Source organism: Clostridium thailandense, from assembly GCF_019207025.1.
GTDB classification, from domain to species: domain Bacteria; phylum Bacillota; class Clostridia; order Clostridiales; family Clostridiaceae; genus Clostridium_AM; species Clostridium_AM thailandense.
Genome location: NZ_JAEEGC010000166.1, coordinates 1 through 17082, shown reverse-complemented (window position 1 = coordinate 17082; position 17082 = coordinate 1). Strand labels below are relative to the sequence as shown.

Below are 17082 nucleotides of genomic sequence, written 5' to 3'. Positions count from 1 at the left end.
CTTTAGGTTAGGAGAAGATAATATGGAGGATAAAAGTATTAGTATAGATGCGTTAATCAGCACTATGTCAGTATTTAAAAAACTTTATGATGTAGTTAGAGTGGTAAATCCGATGAAAAAACAAATATTAGATTTAAAATTAAATAAAGTGGAAGACTTAGAATCGTCTTGTTATAACCTTTGGAAGAAGGGAAAAGTGTGTAGTAATTGTGTCTCTGCCAGGGCTTATAATGAGAGAGAAACCTTTGTAAAGATAGAATACAATGGTGAAAAAGTGTACATGCTTACAGCTATTCCAGTTGAACTTGATGGTGTGCCAGTGGTGCTTGAGCTTCTAAAGGATGTAACTAATAGTGGAGTTATAGAAAATATAGAAAATAAAGATAGCGGTACTATTCATGATGCAGTAAATCATATGAACGAACTAGTAATATTAGATCCTCTTACTAAAGTTTTTAATAAAAGATTTATAGACGAAAGGCTTCCGGCAGATATAATAAGCAGCTCTTTAAATGGTGAGCCATTATCATTAATAATGGCGGATATAGACTTTTTCAAAAAAGTAAATGATACATATGGGCATATAGCTGGAGATGAGGTTATTAAGATGGTTGCAGATACACTTAAGCGCTTAATAAGAAAAGATGTGGATTGGGTAGCCCGCTATGGAGGAGAAGAATTTATAGTTTGTCTTAAAAACACAAGTAAAAATCCGGCAGTAAAGGCTGCTGAGAGAATGAGAAAAGCTATAGAGAATACTATAATAAGTTACGAAGGAATGAATATAAAAGTTACTGCAAGCTTTGGAGTCAAAACACTATTTGAAGAACAACTTAGCGAAGAAGAGCTTATAAAAGAAGTAGATAACAAGTTATATGAAGCTAAAAATACTGGAAGAAACAAGGTAATAGCATAATAAAAAGGTTATTGTAAAACTATCAAAAAGTTTTAACAATAACTTTTTTTATTCCTTATAAAATTCTTATAATTGTTTATTAAAATTTTAATATGGAAAAAGAATTTATGAAAAAGGAGAATAAATAATGAAGGAGTTAATTTTAGAAACAAGAGATCTTTGTAAGAAATTTAAAGGACAAGAAGCAGTAAAAGATATATGTCTTAAAGTTAGGAAAAATTCCATATATGGATTACTTGGACCTAATGGTGCAGGAAAATCTACTACTTTAAAAATGATAACAGGAATGCTTCGTCCAAGCAGTGGAGAGATTTGGTTCGAAAATCATCCATGGAGTAGAAAAGATTTAAGTAACGTAGGAGCTCTAATCGAAAGTGCACCCCTCTATGGAAACCTTACTGCAAGAGAAAATTTAAAAGTGAGAACTACTATTTTAGGATTATCAGATAAAAGAATAGATGAGGTACTACATATAGTTGATTTAGAAAACACGGGAAAAAAGCAAGCGCAGCAATTTTCTATGGGAATGAAACAAAGACTTGGGATAGCAATTGCTCTTCTCAATAGCCCTAAACTTTTAATTTTAGATGAGCCTACTAATGGATTAGATCCTTTTGGAATACAAGAGCTTAGAGAACTAATTCGTTCTTTCCCAAAGTGTGGGATTACAGTGATTCTATCAAGTCATATATTAAGTGAAGTAGAACAGGTAGTTGATGAAATAGGGATAATATCAGGTGGAATTCTAGGCTATCAAGGAGAGATGAAAAAGGGAGAAGATCTTGAAAAGTTATTTATAGAAGTTGCAGGGAAATATAGAAGGGATGGTGAATAGTATGGAAACTTATTTTAAATCAGAATACTTGAAAATAAGGCATACATTTGTTGAAAAACTTATTTTCATAGCACCAATTTTTGCAATACTTTTTCCATTACTTTTGCAGCCTGCATATTTTGAAGGAAATTCTTACAATTGGTGGTATGCCAGCATGCTTCCTGGAATGATATCCTTAGGATGTTCTCTTGTCGCTGTTAAAGACAAGAAGATGAAAAACATGGCAGTGCTTTCTCTGCCTGTTGATTTAAGAAAAGTATGGATAGCAAAGATACTTGTATGTGTAGTTATGATTACTTTTGCTGCTATAATTCATTTAATTGGAAATATAATTATTGGGAATATTTTTGGTATTGGTAAGCTAGGAACAGTCACCGCGTCTAGTGCATTTTTAGGAACTTCGATTTTGATTGTTACATTTCTATGGCAAGCACCACTTTGTTTGTTTCTTAGTGGCAAAATTGGAATGTTTCCAACCATATTGATAAATTTAGCAGCTTATATGATACTTGGTATAATACTTGCTGTAAAAAAAATATTATGGATAACACCTTATGCCATTCCAGCTAGATTAATGTGTCCAATTTTGAAGACGCTACCAAATGGCCTTCCAGCTATTCCAGGGAATACAACTTTTACACCAGAACTTTTATCCACCAATGTAATTTTACCTGGAATTATAATTACAATAGTTTTATTTATAGTACTAACAATTTTAACTGCAAAATGGTATGAAGGACAGGAGGCAGAATAAATGAGTACGCTTTTTAGGCTTATAGCAGGAGATTTTAGAAAAATTCAGCGCAGCTCAATAGTATGGATACATGTTATTGTTCCTATATTAATCACATCAGCATTTTTATTCTATTATTCCTTTTCAAATATAAATAATATTTCAAAAGTAGAAGGGTTTATGGAAGTGTTATCTGTAGGATTTCCGCTAATAATTGGAATTGTATGTGCTATGGTGGTAGAACAAGAAGCATGTGCAGGAAATTTTCAAGAACTTCTAATGTCAAAAAATAAATTATTGAATTTTGTAAGTAAGGTATGCATGTTAATTCTTATGGCGTTGGGATCGCTCATTACAGCTATAGGTGGGCTAGCATTAGGATTGAAATTTTTGCTTCATAAAAATTCATTTTCAGCTGCTTTCTATGGAAAAATAATTTTACTTTTACTGTTTTGTGAAATTTTTTTATATTTGATGCATTTATTATGTAGTTTTAAATTTGGAAGTGGAGCTTCTATAGGAATTGGAATAGCTGAGGGATTAGTTTCGGCTCTTATGCTTACTGGACTTGGAAATGGACTATGGCAACTGATTCCATGTAGTTGGGGAGGAAGAGTTTCCAATTATTACATACGGCTAAACACCTATAAAGGTAACATTGAAATTTATAGATGGGAGTTTCAAAGTGGAATTTACATGTTTATTATAGCTACAGTACTTTTGTTTTTAGCGAGTCTTTTATGGTTTAATAAATTTGAAGGAAGGAGAGAAGACTAAAGTTAAAAATTTGTAGAAATATATCTATTTATAAGCTGATTTATGGTTTTATCTTCCTATAGTTAGGGAGATAAAGTATAATGGCAAATTGGAGGGATAATATGGCAAATATACTAGCTATTGATGATGAAAAGGGAATTCTAGAGCTTATAAAGGCAGCTTTATCTAAGGAAGGGCATAATGTTACCACTATAAACAAATTTTCTACATTTCCTGTGGAGCAGTGCTCCAATTATGATTTGATTTTGCTGGATGTTATGATGCCTGATATAGATGGTTTTACTCTTTGCAGAAACATTCGTGATTTAGTAGATTGCCCTATTCTATTTTTGACAGCAAAGACCATGGAAGAAGATATTATAAAAGGACTTGGAATGGGTGGAGATGACTATATTACTAAACCTTTTGGAATTGGAGAATTGCGGTCAAGAGTTGCAGCACATCTGCGAAGAGAGAAAAGAGAAAAACACAATAGCTTTCTAATATCTGGAGTTAACTTTAAATTAGCCTCAAAGGAAGTAGTTGTGGGAGAATTCTCAGTTCCTTTAACAAAAAGTGAATATGAAATTAGTGAGTTTCTTGCTATAAATCATGGACAAGTGTTTTCAAAAGAAAAAATCTACGAAACTGTATTTGGTTTTGAGGGAGAAAGTGATAGCTCAGCAATTGTGGAGCATATAAAAAATATAAGGGCAAAACTTGCTAAAGTAGGTTGTTCTCCTATTGAAACAGTCTGGGGGATTGGATACAAGTGGGTATAAGAAAGCAAATTGGACTTTGCAGTATATTTGTAAGATATATCTTATATTTTATTTTTGGAACAATTATGATTATACTTTTATATTTTTTTGCTTTCTTCCTTATGGGAACGAATAACATTATACTACCTGCTAACTACACCGAACAAAAAATTGAAAGTAGTAAATATATGCTTTCTAAAGTAGATAAGGTTACTGAAGAAATGATACCAGAAGGCTGCAGTTATGGAGTATTTGATGCTAAAGGAAATATGATTTATGGCAATTTTAATAGTAAAGCCTCAAAAACTGCATGGAATGTTGTGCAGAAAAATGAAAAAAGTTTAGGTATGACTCGTCATTATGCAGTAATTCAACGTAAAACTGAAACCTGTATTATCGAGTATTTTATAACCGCACAGTTTAGTAATCCTTTATTAAAAAAGTATTTAGGAAATCCAGAATTGCTTGTGTTAATTTTGTTCATTTTATCTTTTATATTTGAGGTAGGCTTGTTATCTATTCGCTTTGGAAGATACTTTTCAAAAGAAATGAAGCTCTTGATGGAGGCGACAGAAGAAATAAAAAAGCAAAATTTGGACTTTCAACCTAAGCATTCAGGTATTCGCGAAATTGAAGAGGTTATTTATTCTTTAAATTCAATGAAAAGTGAACTAAAGGACTCTTTGAAAAAACAATGGAATATGGAAAAAGGAAGGAAAAATCAAATTTCTGCTCTAGCACACGATATTAAAACACCTTTAACAATTATTAAAGGAAATGCAGAGTTAGTTAAAGAAACCTGTAAGGATGAAGAGCAGATGAAGTATAATAGGTATATTTTAAGTGCTTCAGAAGAAATTGAACATTATCTAAAAGTATTAATAGATATAACAAAATCAGAAGACATTTTAGCTTTTAGTCCAATTAAAATAGAAACTAAGACATTTGTTGAAAAGATTGTAGAGCAGGAAAAAGCTTTGGCATTTGAAAAAAGTATTCAACTTATAAATGATCAGGAAAACATATCAGAATTCTTTTATGGGGATGAGGAACTCTTGTATCGTGCTATTTTAAATGTAATTGCAAATGCAGTAGAGTATTCTCCTCAAAAGGGGAAATTATTTTTTAAAGTGGAGGAAGATGAAAAGTTCTTGAAATTTTTAATAGAGGACAGTGGAAAAGGATTTTCGAAGGAAGAGTTAGAATTTGCATCAGATCAATTTTACAGAGGAGACAAGAGCAGAAATTCTAAGAACCATTATGGTATAGGACTATATATTACAAGATCTTTTACGGAACTCCATCAAGGAACCGTAGAGTTATCTAACTCTACAAAAACTGGAGGAGCTCAAGTGATAATAAGAATACCTAAGAATAGGAGTTAAAAAATGAGTATCGCAAATTACTTTTAAATAGTTTGCGGTACTTATTTTATTGAAAAGTTAGATTTACAATTCTATCAAATAATACAACTTGCTTTCCATATTTATAATAATATACCTTTAAAAAATAATGTAAATATTATATTATTATATTGAGTTACTTAAACAGGTATGGAAACATGTTCAGTTAAATGCAATTTATAAATCTACTAAAAAATTAAATATTATTGAAGATCAAAGACATTTATCATTACTTAATCGATATAGAGGTGGCTGATTTGGAATACGAACTGAAAGGCAATGAACTCATGGAAAAAATTTTTTTCGGTAGTTCAAAAGAAATTGTTAAACTCGTTGAAAATGATTATTATACAAGACTTTTAGAAGGAGTATTAAGTGGAATTCCAGATATAATAAGAGTATTTAACCCAGAGAGCAAGACTCTTTTATTTCTAAATGAAGCTGGATATAAGTTTTATAACAAGACACGAGATGAAGTTAGAAATAAAAAATGTTATGAAATTTTGAATAGACAAGAAAAATGTGAAAGTTGTGATGTGGAAAAAGCTATTAAGCTTAAACGTATGATAAAGACAGAAAAGTACGTTTCAGAATTTAATAGATTTATGGAATGTACCTGTAATCCAATACTTGGAGAGAATGGAGAGGTAGCATTAGTAATTGAACAATTAAAAGATATTACTGAAAAGAAGATATTAGCAAATACAATTAAGGAAAGTGAAGAAAGATATCGAAAAATTGTTGATCTTTCACCAGAGGCAATAGTTATAACAGTAGAAAATAAAATTGTTTTAGTAAATCATCAAGCATGTAAATTAGTAGGTATAGATTATAGTAGGATTATTGGAGAAAGCATATATAAATATGTAGACAAAGAGTTTTTAAAGACAATGCATAAAAGAGTTAAGCACATATTGGAAGAAAAAAAGACAAAGTGTGTTTTTGATTATAAGATTGTTCGATACGATAATAGTTCAGTTGATGTGGAAATTTCTTCGAGTTACTTGACTTATAAGGGGAAACCAGCAATACAATCGGTGATTAGAAATATCACTGAGATAAAAAGAGGGCTAAACGGAGCGGCTAAGTTTCAAAAGAAGTATCTTAATAATACTTCTCCAATTCCGGATAAATTTAAAATGGATAGTTTGTTTATGCCAGCAAGGACGGTAAGTGGAGATTTTTTCAGGATTTGTAAGGTGAATGAAGATTTGGCTGTGGGAATAGTTGGTGATGTCAGTGGCAAGGGAATCACAGCTGCTCTTAGTGTGTCTGCATTTTTTGTACTATTTCATGAAGCCGTATTGTTAAGTGTTGATCCTTCAGATATAGCCTATAATTTAAATAAAAAAATTGTTGATTATTTAGATGATAGACATATTGCAGCTTGTTGCTTTAGTTTAGATTTTAAGAAAAATAAAGCAAAGGTAGTTGGTGCTGGCATAAGTCAATTTTTATTTCAAAAAAACAAATGTAAACCAGAGGAATTCGTTATTAGAGGGCCATTTTTAGGAATGTTCGAAGATAGTATATTTGATGAAAAAATAATTTACTTTGAAAAAGGTGATAGGTTTTATTTTCCTACCGATGGATTGGAATTTATATTTAATGATAATGAAATTAAAGAAAATTGTTTCAAAGCATATACAATAGCTGAATTTATATCTTATTTAAGTAGCATTTTAAACAATACAGTTGCTGACATTGGAGGGCTAAAAGACGATAGCACTATAGTTGCCTTAGAGATAAAATGACTTGGGGGGGATTGAGAATGAAAAGTAATGAGTTCATTTTATATGGTCTGTCAGAACATAAGCAAGTTATAGACAGAATAATTGCTGAGCTAAATGCTTTTGAATATAGTTTTGATATTAAGCTAATACTTACGGAAGCTTTGACTAATGCATTTAAACATGGGAATAAAATGAATGTAGACAAGCCTATTTATTTAAGATATTTATGTGATAACTCAAGTGTAAGATTTGAAGTTGAAGATAGTGGAAGTGGTTTTAAAAATTTAATAATTAATAAGGAGATATCAGAAGAAAACTTGTTAGATGATCAAGGAAGAGGATTATTTCTTATTAAAAATCTTTCAGATAATATAGAAATGAAAAAAAATACTTTAGTCATACAAAAATCACTTTTAGTATAAAACCTAATAAATGTGCTAAAGAAGAAATGGAGGCATTATCAATGAAGAAAAGTTTGAAAAATAAATTGGGCTTAATGTTTTTTATATTTATAGCTATTCCTCTTGTTATATTAGGAAGTTTTTCTTATATAAGAACTTCTCAGTCAATGCAAAACACAATTGAGCAGCAGATAAGAGATACTACAACACAAACAGCTCAAGCTATAAACCAAAATATAAGTTCAGTAAGTAAATATGTTGAGATGATAAGTTTAGATGACCGTTTGGTTGGGATTGTTAATGGAGATGAAAAGGATAGGACTGATATTTTTAATTATCTATCAGAATTACAAAGTCAAAATAATGGTCAAATAGAGATTTTATCAATTGTAAATTCTTCTGGTAAAGAGGTTGTAAGCAGTAAATCTGAGAAATCTGATACTGACCTAAGTGATCGTGATTATGTAAAAGATGCCTTAAAAGGAAATGAAAATATAAGTGAAGTTGTAACATCTAAGCTTTCTGGAAAACTAGTAATATCAGTAGCGAAACCTATAAAAGATAATGGAAAAGTTGTAGGTGTAATAGTCGGCTCAATAAAGTTTGATAATATTTGCAATTATGCCTCAAAGGTTAAAATTGGAAATAATGGATACGCTTATATGATTGATAAGAATGGACTAATTGTTTATCATCCTGAAAGCGATAAAATACTTAAAGAAAATATTTTAAATGACAACATTGCAGAATTGAAAACTTTAGTTGAAAAAGTTAAAGCTGGTAAAGTTGCAGAAGGATATTACACCTATAATGGAGTTAAAAAGTTTGTAAAATTTGTTTCTGTTAATAATTGGTTTATGGCCGTAACAGCTAATTATAATGAATACATGTCACCTGCATTAAGCATTAGAAGAATCACAATTATGATAACCATACTATCTATAGTCATATCAGTAATTTTGGCATATGCATTCTCTATAAAAAGTATAATACGTCCTATTAAAAATTTAGAAGACTTAATGACTAGGGCTGGGGATGGAGATTTAACAGTAAGAGCTGAAATAAATACAGGAGATGAAATACAAACTTTAGGTGAATATTTTAATATAATGATTAAACACCAACATAATATAATAAATAGCGTTAGAAAAGGATCAGAAGATTTAGCAGCATCTTCGGAAGAGTTAGCTGCCTCAAATGAAGAAATAAGTGCTACAACAGAACAAATAACTAACACTATACAACAAGTTTCGGAAAATTCTCAGCTTCAAAATAATTCAATCATAGAAATATCAGAAGTTTTAGTGCAGCTTTCAAGTTTAGTTCAAATAGCTCAAAATAGAGCTATTACAACGAAAAACAACTCTGATCATACTATGGATGCAGCAGAACAGGGAAGAATGAAGGTTAAAGAAACTGTTGAAGCCATACAAAATATTAGTAGAGCATCTATTGAAACAGAAGACATATTAAAAGTATTAGATAAATTTTCTAAAAAAGTTAGTGGAATTATTAATACTATAAATAATATATCATCTCAAACTAATTTACTAGCATTAAATGCGGCTATTGAAGCTGCAAGGGCTGGAGAACATGGAAAAGGATTTACAGTAGTTGCAGAAGAAGTTCGTAAGCTTTCAGAAGAAACTAATGTCGGTGCTAATGAAATATCTTCACTAGTAAATGAAATGGTCATTGAAATCGGTAAAGCGGTAGAGTCAATGAGCTTAAGCAAAAATGCAGTTGAAAATGGAGTGTCTATAGTAAATGATACAGATAAATCTTTCGTTAGCATCATAGATGCGGTAAGACAAATAGCAAAAGATATAGATCAAATAGTAGAAGTTACAAAGGATGAGGTAGCTAGTTCTGATAAAATAATAAGTCTTATAAATACAATTGCAACTATTACTGAAACTACAGCTGCTAGTAGTGAAGAGGTCGCTGCATCAGCAGAAGAACAAAATACAACAATTGAAAATGTAGCTGCTAGTGCACAAGAATCTAGCGCAATGGCAGTTTCACTAAATAATCTTGTGGAAAAATTTATAATTTGAGGTGATTTAAATGAACGAATTAAATATTGTGATACCTGAAAATTTTGCTGTGGATGAGGCTGATGAACTCAGAGAAAAGATAAATTATCTAATGAACAATGGAGAAAAGAACTTTAAATTAGATTTCAGCAAATGTAACTTTATTGATAGTACAGGTCTTGGAGTCTTAGTATCAACCTATAAAAAATGTAAAAACATAAACGGGAGTCTTAAACTTTATTCAATTAATGAGCAAGTCATGAAAGTCTTTAATATGACTCGATTAGATAAAGTATTTGAAATACATAATCATTGAAAGCAGAGAATTTATAGAAAATTGTATTTCGAGGGTATTAACTATGAATTATAAACTTTAAAAATAAAATTTTATTGTAATATAAACACCAACGGAGGATAAGTTTACTTTCGGCCGTGGTTATCTATAAAAACACCAGCATTATAAGCTGGTGTTTTGTCGCATAATGTCATTAAAAATATAAAGGTTTTTTTGTATTAATAGAGAATTATGTATTTGGTTGATATATTTTGAAAATAGTGTAAATACATAAGGCGTGAAACTATTAAAGGAGTTATCTAAGATGATTGCAAATAAACTAAATGTAGTTAATAATTCTCGTATTAAACTTACATTGATATTAATATTAATATCAATGTTAATTCTACTCTTTGTAAGAACTAATAATAAGCCTATATTAATTGGGTTTTCTGCCCAATTAACTGGAAGGCAAGCTGAATTAGGAGTACAAGAACGAAATGGAGTACAACTTGCAGTAGAGAAAATTAACGGATCGGGTGGAATTTCAGGACGTAAGGTTGAATTAGTTATCCGAGATGACTTCGGAGTACCTGAAAAGGCAAAATTTGCAGATGATGAATTAATTAAGGTGGGTGTTATTGCAATTATTGGACATGCAACAAGTTCACAAACTTTAGAAGGCTTAAAGGTTACAAACCCAGCTAAAGTAGTAATGATAGGCTCAACGGTTTCAACACCTGAATTGAGTAGCTTGGATGATTATTTTTTTCGGGTTTATCCATCTTTTAAAGATAGCGCTCAGGCCTTTGCTAGGTATATTTATAATCACAATTCTATAAAAAGAATATCTGTTATATATGATATGGATAACTATGCATATTCAAAGAATTATAGTAAAGACTTTGAAGATAAATTTAAATCTCTGGGTGGGAGCGTAGGTGATGAAGTTAGTTTTTCATCTGTGACACAACCAGATTTTTCAACATTATTGATAAGACTGCGTGAAGGTAAAGCAGAAGGATTATTAATTGTTGCTTCAGATATAGATACGGCATTTATTGCTCAAAGATCTAGAATTATAGGTTGGCAGGTTCCATTATTTACTTCATCTTGGGCGCCAACTGAAAATTTGATTAATAACGGAGGAGAGGCTGTTGAAGGAATGAAATTTGAACAAGCCTATGGATGGTTAATTAAGCAACCGAAAGAATTTAATAATTTTCAAGCAGGTTACCAAGCTAGATTTGGTAATAAACCTTCATTTGGATCAGCTCTTGCTTATGATGCTACTATGGTATTGGCAGATGCCCTTAGAAAAACTGGTGGAAAATCTGAAGGGTTAAAACAAGAACTATTAAAGATCCGCGATTTTCCAGGTGTATTAGGACCTTTTTCTTTTGATAAATTTGGAGATGTAAAGAGGCCATGTTACATAGGTGATATTCATAATCATGATTTTATCAACCTTGATAAATTAATTTTAAATGATTCTAGAGGTGAATAAATATTGAATAAGAATAAAGAAACTCCTTATCTCCGACAGGTATTTATAAAGTTATTAGTATTTAAGATGTTCATACCTTTAACAATAATAGGTATAATAATAAATATTGTTATAGGTTGCTTAGGAGAGCATAATCTTGAGGATAATCAAAGTCAAGTGACACAATCGATGGCTCAAATAGTAGAGTATCATCTTGATCATGGTGGAAGAATTCTAGAGGCGATTGCTAGAGTAGCAGAAACATCAGAAACAAAAAATTTATCATCTTTTATGAAAAGTACATGGGAGGCCTATGGATACTTTGAAACTATATATTGTTTAGATAAAAATGATAAAATTACATTAATGATGCCTTCAGATTCAAGGTATACAGGTTTGGACTTATCTAATCTACCAGATTTGAAAAAAAATAGTATAGAGAAAAAACTTATTATTTCTCATCCATTTATTTCACTTCGAACTGGTGAACCAACAGTCTATTTGGTTAGGCCCCTTTTAGATGGAGGAACTGTAATAGGTGAGCTTAACTTAGCTTTGTTTCAACAGGAGATTAAAAATATTTCAAATAAATCCAACAAGAATTTTGTTTTTATTATGGATCAAACTGGAACTTTGTTAGCTCACCCATTTTCAGATTTAGTTAAACAACAAAGTAACTTTAGTAACTTGGGAATATTTAAAAATACATTAATGGGAAAAAGTACATCTTTTTATATTTATAATGGAAGTTCAGTTATTGGCAGTTCTACTAGAGTAAAAATGACTGGATGGATTGTAGTAGACCAAATTCCATTATCAGTTTTTTTTAGTTCGTATATTTTTTTGGAGGTTATAACATTATTAGCATTCATAGTTATTGGGGTAACCTTAGTATTAAGTATGAACAAACAACTTAAAAGATATGTTATTAAGCCATTAGATTATCTTAGCAAGGAAACAAACGCTTTAGCAGTTGGCGATTTTATTCAAGTTAATTCTTTATCTTGTATACCTGCTTCTTTTGTCGAACTTAATAAGCTTTCAGAAGATTTTAAATTAATGAGTTCTAATTTGCAAGCGCGTGAAACTGCACTATCAGAGAGTGAAAAACGTTATAGAGGCTTATATGATAGAGTACCAATAGGACTTTTTCGTGTAACAAATACTGGTGAAATATTAGATGCTAATTTGAAGGCTGTTTCTATACTAGGGTATTCTAAGAGCGAAGAGTTAATGAAGGTTAATGCCAACTATTTATTATATAAAGCTTTGACGTATACTGAGAAGGATAAATCTGTGTTGGCGGATATATGGGATATGAGTAATTTTCAGACACAACTACGGCGTTATGATGGAACTGCTATTTGGGTTCATATAAATAGCAATATTGTTTATGACAATGAAGGACGATATAAATACCTAGAGGGGAGTATGGAAGATATTACAGAACGTAAACATATAGAGAACAAAGTTAAAGAACAACAAGAACTTCTTTTTAAATCAGAAAAAGAAAAACGAGAAGCACTTGAAAAAGCACTTGTTATGAAGGACGAGTTTATATCCTTAATTAGTCATGAATTTAAAACCCCTTTAAATGTTATTTATTCTGCAATTCAATTAATTGAGTGTGTATATTCAAATCAAATATCGGATCGAGTTAAAGAATTGATTGAAAATATAAAGCAAAATACTTTTAGACAGTTAAGATTAACAAATAACTTGTTAGATATTACAAGATTAAATTCAGGACAATTTAAATTACATATGAAGAATGTTGATATAGTGTTTTTAACTAAGATGATTGTAGAATCGGTAGAAGTATATGCAAATCAAAAGAATATAAAAATACATTTTAAATCTAACTTAAACAGTAAAATTATTAGTATTGATGATGAAAAATACGAACGAATTATATTAAATATTATTTCAAATTCCATAAAATTCACAGAGAGTGGAGGGAAAATTATAGTTATACTTAGTGAAAATAAGAAATTAAATTTAATGCAAATAAAAATAATCGATACAGGCATTGGTATTCCAAAGGATAAACAAGAATTAATATTTGAACGATTTGGGCAAGTCGATAGTAATTTATCTAGGCAGGCAGAAGGAACAGGTATTGGTTTAGCACTTGTAAAATTACTAGTTGATGCTTTAGAAGGCTCAATAGAGTTGGAAAGTGAACTAAATGTTGGGAGCACCTTTATTATAAGGCTGCCTGAAAAAAAAGAAATAATAGATAGTGAAACTCAGCCATTTTTGGATGTTGATAATAGATTGATAAATGAAATCAAAGTCGAATTTTCTGACATTTATCTATATAGATAAATATGGCTGATATTTAACATTGACAATAAGATTGTTTATGCTAAAAATTATTAGTAGTTAAAATATTTGATAAATCTATAAGCTTAAATTATAATGGTAATAAAAAAGTAGGAGATAAGTATAAAACGGCATTAAGACCAGAAGTAACAAGAAAGTGAGCAGACTTTAGTTGATGGTCATTTGCCAGGAAATATACATCTAATGTAGGAGGCTATATGAATGAATATGAAGTTGTATTAAGACTAATTTTAGCAGTAGTAATAGGAGGCGCTGTTGGATATGAAAGGGAGTTTAAAAATAGACCGGCGGGATTTAGAACTAATATACTAGTTTGTCTTGGAGCGGCGGTTATATCTATGATTCAATTGTATGAGGTAGAAAGCACTAAAAATTTAATTCTTCAGCATCCAGAGTTTACCAATATCTTTAAAGCTGATATAGGCAGATTAGATGCACAGGTAGTAAGCGGTGTAGGATTTCTAGGTGCTGGAACCATATTACATGAGAAAGGTTCTGTAAAGGGACTTACTACTGCTGCAACTTTATGGGTTGTAGCATGCATTGGGTTAGCTGTAGGATTGGGATACTATTATCTAAGTGTTTTATCTACTGTTGCTGTTGTAGTGTCTCTTGTTTCATTAAAGAGATTTGAGACTAAATTCTTAATTAAAAAAGACTTGATAAAGATTGAAATAGAGTATGTAAACAGAATAGAAATGTCCAATAGCATAATTGAGTATTTTGATTCAAAAAATATAATAATGAAAAATATAGAATTTGCATTAGAAGATGCAGAAGATCTAGATGAGGATTGTATGAAGGGATTTTATACTATTCTTGTACCTAAAAAAGTTACTGCTAATGAAATAATTAATGACTTAGGAAAAAAGAATGGAATAATAAAGGTTATATTAGTATAAATCATATATTAAAACTCATGTGAATCCGTCTAATTTAGTTGGTTTATGTTTGGAGAAAATTTGATATAATATGAGGAATCGAGTCGAGAAAATAATTATTAAAGAGGGAGGTAAAATGGAAAAGTTCTATAAATATAACAACTATTTATTAAAAGAAAATAAGCGAGATAGTTCTATATATTTATATATATACTATTTAAGAAAGTTTTTAAAATGGTATGAGGAGAATACAGAAAAAACTTTTAGTAGACTAGAAAAATCTGCAGTTGATATGTATCTTGAAAGTGTCTCATCTAAAGTAAGTAAAACTTCTATCAACAGCTATATAAACTTTTTTAAATCATACAACAGTTTTTTAATAAGTGAAGGAATACAAGAAAATATGGTTGTAGATAACAGTATGAGGAGGAGGACATCCAAAAAGAAAAGTGATAAGGTCAATGATGTAGATGAAAAATATATAGAAGCCATTCTGCAGAATATTTGTCTAAGCGATGGAATTAAAAATTATACTATGTTAAACTTAATTGCCAATTCTGGGTTAAGAGCTTTAGAGGTAAAGGAACTTAGGCTAGAAGACTTAGACTTTGACAATAGAGTTATCAATATAACTGGAGCTTATGAAAGAAAGATACCCATGAACTCCAATGTAGAGAATTCCTTAAAATTATATCTGAAAGAAATATATGTTATGGAAGAATATCTTTTCATAAATGAAAGGGGGACAAAATATACAGAAGCAGGAATTCGGTGGATATTTAGAAAAAATTGTTCAGATACCGACATAACTATAGCCACATTAAGAAATTTTTATAAAATTAAATTAAAAAATCAAGGGTACAGTAATAAAGAAATAGATAAAGTTTTAGGATATAAAACAAATGGCAAGAAGTATTCAGATAGAGCCCTAAAAGATATGCTCACACCGTCTCAGTTTTCAAAGATATTTAATGTGGCACCTATAACAGTGATCAAATGGTGCAATAAAGGTATAGTTAAAGCGTATAGAACAGATAAAGGTTTTAGAAAAATACCTAATTCTGAGGTGGAAAGATTAAAAAAACTTAGGTTAAAACATAACAGCTAGTATATATAGAGGACTCTGCTATATGTACAGCTGTTATGTAGATGTTAATTCGTTTCAATTGCTATTTAATTATGTTAGCAATCATCTTCTGTAGGCATTATTGAATAGTTATTTTTGATGGTTGATAGGGAAATTGTTGTTTTTGTCTTAACAACTCCATTCAAACTTTTAATTCTATTTAATATCTTTTCAAGAGTTTCAGTATTTTCTGTAACGATTTTTAGAGCATAATCATAGTCGCCTGCAAGATAATGGCACTCTAAAATTTCGTCCTCTTTTTGAATTGAATCCAAAAACTTATTAATATATTTAGGAGATTCCAAACTAATAAACATAATAACTGTAAGATCTCTATTTAATTTTTTGGCATTAATGATAATGGTATACTTTTCTATTACTCCTGAAGCGTCAAGTTTCCTTAACCTGTCACTTACTGCAGGTACTGATAAGTTAATTTTACTGCTGATATCAGAAGCTGTAATTCTAGCATTATTTTGCAGCAATTTTAGTATTTTAATATCTAAACTATCCATAAGAAGCACCCCTTTGAATCAATAATTATTATTCTTAATTTATTACAATGTAAACTTTTTCAATAATAAAGTAAAAATATTAATTAATTAATATTATATAACTAATTATAATATTAATTCTACAAAATTTAAAGTATGATAACGATATCAAATGATGTTAATTTAATAACAAGTGTAATATCTATAAAAAAAATTAACCAAGATAACGTTTTCAGCTAAAAAAATTAATATCAACTACAAATGAAAAAGGATTTTAGAAAATAAATTTAACATAATAGCTAAATATGCATTAATTATTATGGAAATTGCACCAAAAAGTTTAAAATTCCTAATTTTTATAGTATTATGAATACAAGGAAACAACAAATAAATTTTTAAAATGAAAAATAAATTGTCTGGGGGTATTTTAAAATGACAAAAGAAAGAGTAACAGCTTATATTAATGGAGTAATTGAAAACGTTAAAAAGAGAAACGGAAATGAACCAGAATTCTTACAAACAGTTGAAGAAGTTTTAAGTTCTTTAGGACCAGTATTTGAAAAACATCCTGAATACATGGATGAAAACTTACTTGAAAGATTCTGTGAACCAGAAAGACAAATTATGTTCAGAGTTCCTTGGGTAGATGACAATGGAAACTTACAAGTTAACCGTGGATTCAGAGTACAATTCAACGGAGCTATAGGACCTTACAAGGGAGGACTTAGATTTCATCCATCAGTGTACATAGGAATTGTAAAATTCTTGGGATTTGAACAAATATTAAAGAATTCATTAACAGGACTTCCAATAGGCGGAGGTAAAGGTGGTTCAGACTTCGATCCAAGAGGAAAGTCAGACAATGAAATAATGAGATTCTGCCAAAGCTTTATGACAGAAT

The 17082-nt window shown here is 30.1% G+C and carries 16 protein-coding genes; 15 read left to right on the top strand and 1 reads right to left on the bottom strand.

The features are described 5' to 3' along the window. Nucleotides 1-22 precede the first annotated feature (22 nt). The 14 genes from I6U48_RS25550 to I6U48_RS25485 all read left to right on the top strand — a co-directional run bounded on the left by I6U48_RS25550 (nt 23) and on the right by I6U48_RS25485 (nt 15669). On the top strand, nt 23-916 hold the full coding sequence (locus tag I6U48_RS25550; protein WP_218323297.1) for a GGDEF domain-containing protein: 894 nt from the start codon (nt 23-25) through the stop codon (nt 914-916). Between the two features lie 127 nt (nt 917-1043). Next, a complete protein-coding gene (locus I6U48_RS25545; RefSeq protein ID WP_218323296.1) occupies nt 1044-1751 on the top strand; it encodes a lantibiotic protection ABC transporter ATP-binding protein in 708 nt (235 codons plus the stop codon). A gap of 1 nt (nt 1752) precedes the next feature. Then, complete coding sequence (locus tag I6U48_RS25540; protein WP_218323295.1) at nt 1753-2505, top strand: lantibiotic immunity ABC transporter MutE/EpiE family permease subunit; 753 nt, start codon at nt 1753-1755, stop codon at nt 2503-2505. Further along, a complete protein-coding gene (locus I6U48_RS25535) occupies nt 2506-3261 on the top strand; it encodes a lantibiotic immunity ABC transporter MutG family permease subunit (protein ID WP_218323294.1) in 756 nt (251 codons plus the stop codon). Nucleotides 3262-3362: 101 nt separating this feature from the next. After that, the gene (locus I6U48_RS25530) at nt 3363-4022 is read left to right on the top strand and encodes a response regulator transcription factor (RefSeq protein ID WP_218323293.1); all 660 of its coding nucleotides are present in this window, start codon (nt 3363-3365) and stop codon (nt 4020-4022) included. Then, entirely contained in the window at nt 4013-5386 is a 1374-nt protein-coding gene (locus tag I6U48_RS25525; RefSeq protein WP_218323292.1) for a HAMP domain-containing sensor histidine kinase, read from the top strand. The genes I6U48_RS25530 and I6U48_RS25525 overlap by 10 nt, the downstream gene beginning before the upstream one ends. 275 nt (nt 5387-5661) lie before the next feature. Then, on the top strand, nt 5662-7158 hold the full coding sequence (locus I6U48_RS25520; protein WP_246615558.1) for a SpoIIE family protein phosphatase: 1497 nt from the start codon (nt 5662-5664) through the stop codon (nt 7156-7158). Nucleotides 7159-7175: 17 nt separating this feature from the next. Continuing rightward, nucleotides 7176-7559, top strand: a complete 384-nt coding sequence (locus tag I6U48_RS25515; protein WP_218323291.1) for an ATP-binding protein — start codon at nt 7176-7178, stop codon at nt 7557-7559. A gap of 41 nt (nt 7560-7600) precedes the next feature. Beyond that, on the top strand, nt 7601-9595 hold the full coding sequence (locus tag I6U48_RS25510; RefSeq protein WP_218323290.1) for a methyl-accepting chemotaxis protein: 1995 nt from the start codon (nt 7601-7603) through the stop codon (nt 9593-9595). 10 nt (nt 9596-9605) lie between these two features. After that, entirely contained in the window at nt 9606-9890 is a 285-nt protein-coding gene (locus I6U48_RS25505; RefSeq protein WP_218323289.1) for an STAS domain-containing protein, read from the top strand. Between the two features lie 283 nt (nt 9891-10173). Beyond that, a complete protein-coding gene (locus I6U48_RS25500) occupies nt 10174-11355 on the top strand; it encodes an ABC transporter substrate-binding protein (protein ID WP_218323288.1) in 1182 nt (393 codons plus the stop codon). 3 nt (nt 11356-11358) lie between these two features. Further along, nucleotides 11359-13662 (top strand): ATP-binding protein, encoded by a 2304-nt coding sequence (locus I6U48_RS25495; RefSeq protein ID WP_246615557.1) that lies wholly within the window; start codon nt 11359-11361, stop codon nt 13660-13662. 215 nt (nt 13663-13877) lie between these two features. Continuing rightward, nucleotides 13878-14582, top strand: a complete 705-nt coding sequence (locus I6U48_RS25490; protein ID WP_218323287.1) for an MgtC/SapB family protein — start codon at nt 13878-13880, stop codon at nt 14580-14582. Between the two features lie 115 nt (nt 14583-14697). Continuing rightward, a complete protein-coding gene (locus I6U48_RS25485; protein ID WP_218323286.1) occupies nt 14698-15669 on the top strand; it encodes a tyrosine-type recombinase/integrase in 972 nt (323 codons plus the stop codon). A 74-nt stretch (nt 15670-15743) separates the two neighbouring features. Here I6U48_RS25485 and I6U48_RS25480 read toward each other — a convergent pair whose 3' ends face one another. After that, on the bottom strand, nt 15744-16202 hold the full coding sequence (locus I6U48_RS25480; protein WP_218323285.1) for an Lrp/AsnC family transcriptional regulator: 459 nt from the start codon (nt 16200-16202) through the stop codon (nt 15744-15746). A 411-nt stretch (nt 16203-16613) separates the two neighbouring features. Between I6U48_RS25480 and I6U48_RS25475 the strand changes: the two genes are divergently transcribed. Next, nucleotides 16614-17082: Glu/Leu/Phe/Val dehydrogenase dimerization domain-containing protein (locus I6U48_RS25475; protein ID WP_281421854.1), on the top strand; the 469-nt coding region annotated here is incomplete at its 3' end.